Below are 4,613 nucleotides of genomic sequence, written 5' to 3' on the forward strand. Positions count from 1 at the left end.
AGCACCACCCGGTAGCTGCGCAGCCGCGGGTCCAGCCGCGCGATGCGCTCCAGGTAGATCTCCAGCAAGGCCGGGGCGGTGACGGTGGCCGCAGCCAGCATCCGCGCCTGCTCGGCCGCTCCCGCGAAGGCCAGGTCAGCGACGTCCACGTCGAACAAGGCTACTCACGTGGCCGGGCCGGCGGACCGCTACGGTGGCGACATGTCGTGTGTGTTCTGTGCGATCGTCGCCGACCAGGCTCCCGCCATCCGGATCTATGAAGACGACGACTATCTGGCCTTCCTCGACATCCGGCCGTTCACCCGCGGCCACACCCTGGTAGTGCCCAAGCAGCACTCGGTGGATCTCACCGACACCCCGCCCGAAACCCTGGCCGGCATGGCCGTGATCGGACAGCGCATCGCCAGAGCGGCCCGCGCGACCGAGTTGGCTGATGCCACCAATATTGCGATCAACGACGGCCGGGCGGCGTTTCAGACGGTGTTTCACATCCACCTGCATGTACTACCGCGGCGTACCGGCGACAAGCTGTCGGTCGCCAAGGGGTTGCTACTACGCCGGGATCCCGACCGCGAGTCGACCGGCCGGGTCTTGCGGGCGGCGCTGGCCGAGATCGACGCCGCCGGCTGACGCCCGCTTAAGCCTTCGCGCCGAACGTGTAACCAGTGCGAGATTTCCGGCGTTGTTTCGCACCGAGTGCACGCTCGGCGCGAGAAGTCCGTTAGAACAGCTCCTTGGCGAGCAGTTCCAGCGTCGTCTCGCGCGCGGGGGCAGTCGCGGGGTCGGCGCCGCGGTGCGCCGACGCGACGGGATGCACCATCACCTCGTCGACGCCGAACTGCTGTGCCAACACGCGCACTTGCTCGGCGGCCTCCGCGGGCGATCCGACCACGGCTCGCTTAAGCCCGCTGTCGACGATGTGCTGCTCCTGTGGCGTCAGCGTGGCGCCGCGAATGTCCTCCACCAGCTCCACCGGCCCCAAGGGTTGACCGGTCCGCAGCCGGGCCATCATGTGCAGGTTCGGCATCATCAAAGCCGTTGCCTCGTCGCGGGTCTCGGCCACCGCGGCGTTGACGGTCAAGAAGGTCACCGGCTCGGCGGCCAGCTCGCTGGGCACGAACTGTGATCGGTAGACCGCCAGCGCCTCCTCGGTGCCCTGGCCGGAGAAGTGGTGGGCGAACACGTAGGGCAGGCCCTTGGCGGCGGCCAGTCGCGCGGAGTACATCGACGACCCGAGCAGCCACAGCCGCGGCTCGCCGGCCGCGGCGGGGGTGGCCTTGAGGATGTAGTCGCCGTCGCGCAGTTGCACCGACACACCCGTGGTGCTCATCATCGCGCGCACCTGGTCGAGGTAGTTCGGAAACTGGTCGATGTCGCGATCGTCGCGCCCGGCCGGTCCGCGCAGCATGTACGACGTCACCGGATCTGAGCCGGGCGCCCGACCGATGCCGAGGTCGATACGGCCCGGCGCCGCGGCTTCCAACAGGGCGAACTGCTCGGCGACCGCCAGCGGCGCATGGTTGGGCAGCATCACGCCGCCGGAGCCCAGCCGTATCCGGACGGTCTGCGCCGCGAGATACGCGATCAGCACCGGCGGACTCGTCGCACCGACCGAAGGCATGTTGTGGTGTTCGGCGACCCAGTAGCGGGTGAACCCCAGCCGGTCGGCGGTCTGGGCCAGGCTCACCGTGGCTGCCAGCGCATCCGCGGTGGTCTGGTCGGTGCGGACCGGGACGAGATCGAGGACTGAAAGCCGCATGGGCAAGTCAACGCCTCCCGTCTGCCCAACGTTCCCTGCTAACCGGCGATCGAGTCCCGCACATCCAGGACAGCCAGATCCGCCGCAGCACGCCCAGCACCCCAACCGGCGCCGCTGGACGCCGATACCGAACGAGCCACAGTCGAGGGAAACATCTGCTCGGTCAATTCATCTGCGACCCGACTGGTGGCAGCCAGCACGGGAAGTAGTCGCTCATCACGCTTGACCTCTGCGGTCACTGACGCGCTCGCACTTTCGAGTCGTTCGCCGATGCGACGGGCGTAAGCGATAAGAAATGACTGGCGAAATGCCCGGGTGCGAGTCTGCTCACCGGGCCGGCTCTGTCGTCCAAGTCCGATCATGGCTCGATTAGCTTGGACTAGAAGGGAAGTCATGAGCAACTCGACCAACCGGAGATCGGTTTCGGATCCGACGACAGTAACGAATCCGAGTCCTTCAGTCCAGACTGCGCGGCACCTGTTCGCTTGGCTCACCACCTGCACCAGCACCGCCTTGGGCGCGGCGTACGGGTTGTCAATCCATATCCGCCGAGCAACCGCGATTGGCGCATGCCCGCGGCCGTAGTCGGCTACGGCCTCTTGAAGCGAGTGCCTACTCATCAGTTCCTGAGCCTTCGCCGACAGCGCCTCCGCCTCTTCGACGAATTCGGTGGCCTCGGCCTTCGCCAGCAACGCTCGTACCCGGGCGTAGACCTTGTCATCGACGTCACGTACCACCGCTGGGGCGTGACGGTAAGCGCCAGGCAACGGCAGCACCGCTGTCAGCACAGGAACTCTCCCGAGAAAGTTCAGCACTTTGACGACGACGGTCATGGCGGCTACTCGTTCGACGCTGTGTGCCTCCGCCCAGCGCCACATCTGCGGGGCCAGGGTTGCCGAATCGATGTTGGTGGAGATGTCCGCGAGCCCGGCACGCCATGTCGGGTGGAGTGTCACTGCGGCGTAGCGCCGAGACTCTAGAACCATGGCCTCGTCCAGGTATTGGAGCCCGGCGGGTTCGAGCCGACGCCGCGCCAGCTGGTGCAGATCCGACGGAGTCCAGCCGTGCGCCCACGCCGCGGCGATGGCCTCGTTGACGGCTATGTCCGCAGCAACGGCGAGATCGTTCGCGAATTCTCGGTACTCGTCAAACAATTCGGCTGCGTGATGCGAAGCGTGGTTGTCCGGACACGATGCTGCGTTGCTCAACGCGAAAACGAGGAGGTCAAGGAGGATCGCCCGGTCGGGTCCGGGGTCGAATCTTCCGCGTTCACGTCCGGCCGCGGCACGGCGCCGACTCTTTTGCTTGGCTGTTCGCCTCTCTCGATTACGTCTGCCCATGCCCCCGGAGTCTGCCCAACGGGTCCGACACTGTTGAGCAGGCGCGCCGCGGGCATCGGGGCGTTACTGCACAATCCGGTAATCGACTCCAAGGACGCGGTAGGTGCGCTCGGCCCGACGATCACGAGTCAACAAGCGGCTGCCATTGCTCAGAGCCGCCTGGCCGACGAGAGCGTCATAGGTCGATCCGCCGACGATATCCAGGGCGGCCAGGCGCTCACGAAGCTCGTCGGTCGAGGCTGCATCGAGCCAACATGCTTCTGGGAACGCTTCCGCCAACACGCCTGCCGCTTGGCTCGCGCTCAGCCGCAGCGAGACCGGTAGGCGGGTGAGAACCGAGTATGTCTCGAACACCGCGTGTCCGGCCAGCGCCGGGCGGAGATTCAACAGTGCTTGTCGGCAGGCCGAATGCGCCTGGTGGGTCGGATCAAGAGCGGCCACCGCAACGCTCGTGTCGCAGGCCCACAGCTCACCGTTGGATGTCATCGCGAAGTCGGCGCACATCGTCGTCTGTCAGCACGGCACCCTCGATGGCTTCGAGGATCGGCATACCGTCACGCGTTTCGACTGCGCGCTGACGCCGCTGAACGGGTTCGAGCCTCAAGCCGGCTCCGTCGGGAATCAGTTCTAGTTCGGTCTCTGGCGTAATTCCCAATGCCGTGCGCATCGCTTTGGGGATAACGACGCGTCCCACCCGGTCGATCGTTACGTACATAACCATCATTGTGCCATCCAAATGGCAAATTGGTAATACGTAGCCATCAGACGTCACCCATTTGCGAGCTTCTTCGCCTGGGCGAAGATGTCGTCGAGCATCGCCGGGGTCAGCTTTCCGGTGAACGTGTTCTGTTGGCTGGGGTGATAGCAGCCCAGCAGCGTCACCTCGCCGTGACCGGCTTGCATCGTCGCGGTGGCCGCGTGGCCGAACTTCGGCTGCGGCCGGGGCACCTGGCCGCCGGTCGCGCGAACCATGTCCAGCGCGGAGCGCCACCCGAATGCGCCCAGCGCCACGATCACCCGGGTGTCACCACCGACCAGCCGCCACTCGGCGGTCAGCCACGGCGCGCAGGTCGACCGCTCGGCCGGCGTTGGCGCGTTGGCCGGCGGAGCGCATCGCACCGCGGCTGCCACCCGAATAGCGTTGAGCTGCAAGCCGTCTGCGGCGTCGACAGCGATCGGCGAACTCGCCAAACCTGCCCGGTGCAGCGCGGCGTACAAGAAGTCCCCGGAGCGGTCGCCGGTGAAGACCCGGCCGGTCCGGTTGGCGCCGTTGGCCGCCGGGGCCAGGCCGACGACGATGATGCGGGGCTTCGAGTCGCCCCAGCCCGGAACCGGTCGGCCCCAGTACGGTTGGTCGGCGAACGAGCGCCGCTTGGTCAGCGCCGACTCTTCGCGCCACCCCACCAGCCGCGGGCAGGCCCGGCACACCGTTATCTCGGCGTCGAGTTGCTCGAGCGAGGTGGCGGCCGCGGCCATCGCGTGGACCTGGGCAGCGTCGGATGCCACCGCGGTGC

6 protein-coding genes and 1 pseudogene are annotated in these 4,613 nt (G+C 66.9%); 1 reads left to right on the forward strand and 6 read right to left on the reverse strand.

Annotated elements, in window-relative coordinates:
* Positions 1-149 (reverse strand): annotated as a pseudogene (locus AC2VOG_RS14570) (amidase); the annotation flags it as partial.
* A gap of 52 nt (positions 150-201) precedes the next feature.
* On the opposite strand from AC2VOG_RS14570, the gene AC2VOG_RS14575 reads away from it, so the two are divergent.
* The gene (locus AC2VOG_RS14575; protein ID WP_486940604.1) at positions 202-630 is read left to right on the forward strand and encodes an HIT family protein; all 429 of its coding nucleotides are present in this window, start codon (positions 202-204) and stop codon (positions 628-630) included.
* A gap of 91 nt (positions 631-721) precedes the next feature.
* On the opposite strand, the gene AC2VOG_RS14580 is transcribed toward AC2VOG_RS14575, so the two are convergent.
* The 5 genes from AC2VOG_RS14580 to AC2VOG_RS14600 all read right to left on the reverse strand — a co-directional run.
* On the reverse strand, positions 722-1,759 hold the full coding sequence (locus tag AC2VOG_RS14580) for an LLM class flavin-dependent oxidoreductase (RefSeq protein ID WP_486940599.1): 1,038 nt from the start codon (positions 1,757-1,759) through the stop codon (positions 722-724).
* Positions 1,760-1,797: 38 nt separating this feature from the next.
* Positions 1,798-2,913, reverse strand: coding sequence for a DUF2786 domain-containing protein (locus AC2VOG_RS14585; protein WP_486940600.1), 1,116 nt, complete (start codon positions 2,911-2,913; stop codon positions 1,798-1,800).
* 249 nt (positions 2,914-3,162) lie between these two features.
* Positions 3,163-3,585 carry a PIN domain-containing protein gene (locus AC2VOG_RS14590; protein ID WP_486940601.1) on the reverse strand — a complete coding sequence of 141 codons (423 nt, stop codon included), beginning with the start codon at positions 3,583-3,585 and terminating at the stop codon, positions 3,163-3,165.
* Positions 3,569-3,814, reverse strand: a complete 246-nt coding sequence (locus AC2VOG_RS14595) for an AbrB/MazE/SpoVT family DNA-binding domain-containing protein (protein WP_486940602.1) — start codon at positions 3,812-3,814, stop codon at positions 3,569-3,571. The genes AC2VOG_RS14590 and AC2VOG_RS14595 overlap by 17 nt, the downstream gene beginning before the upstream one ends.
* Positions 3,815-3,867: 53 nt before the next feature.
* The coding region (locus AC2VOG_RS14600) for a uracil-DNA glycosylase (protein ID WP_486940603.1) at positions 3,868-4,613 on the reverse strand (746 nt) is incomplete at its 5' end.

The organism is Mycobacterium sp. TH-M11 (assembly GCF_057473725.1).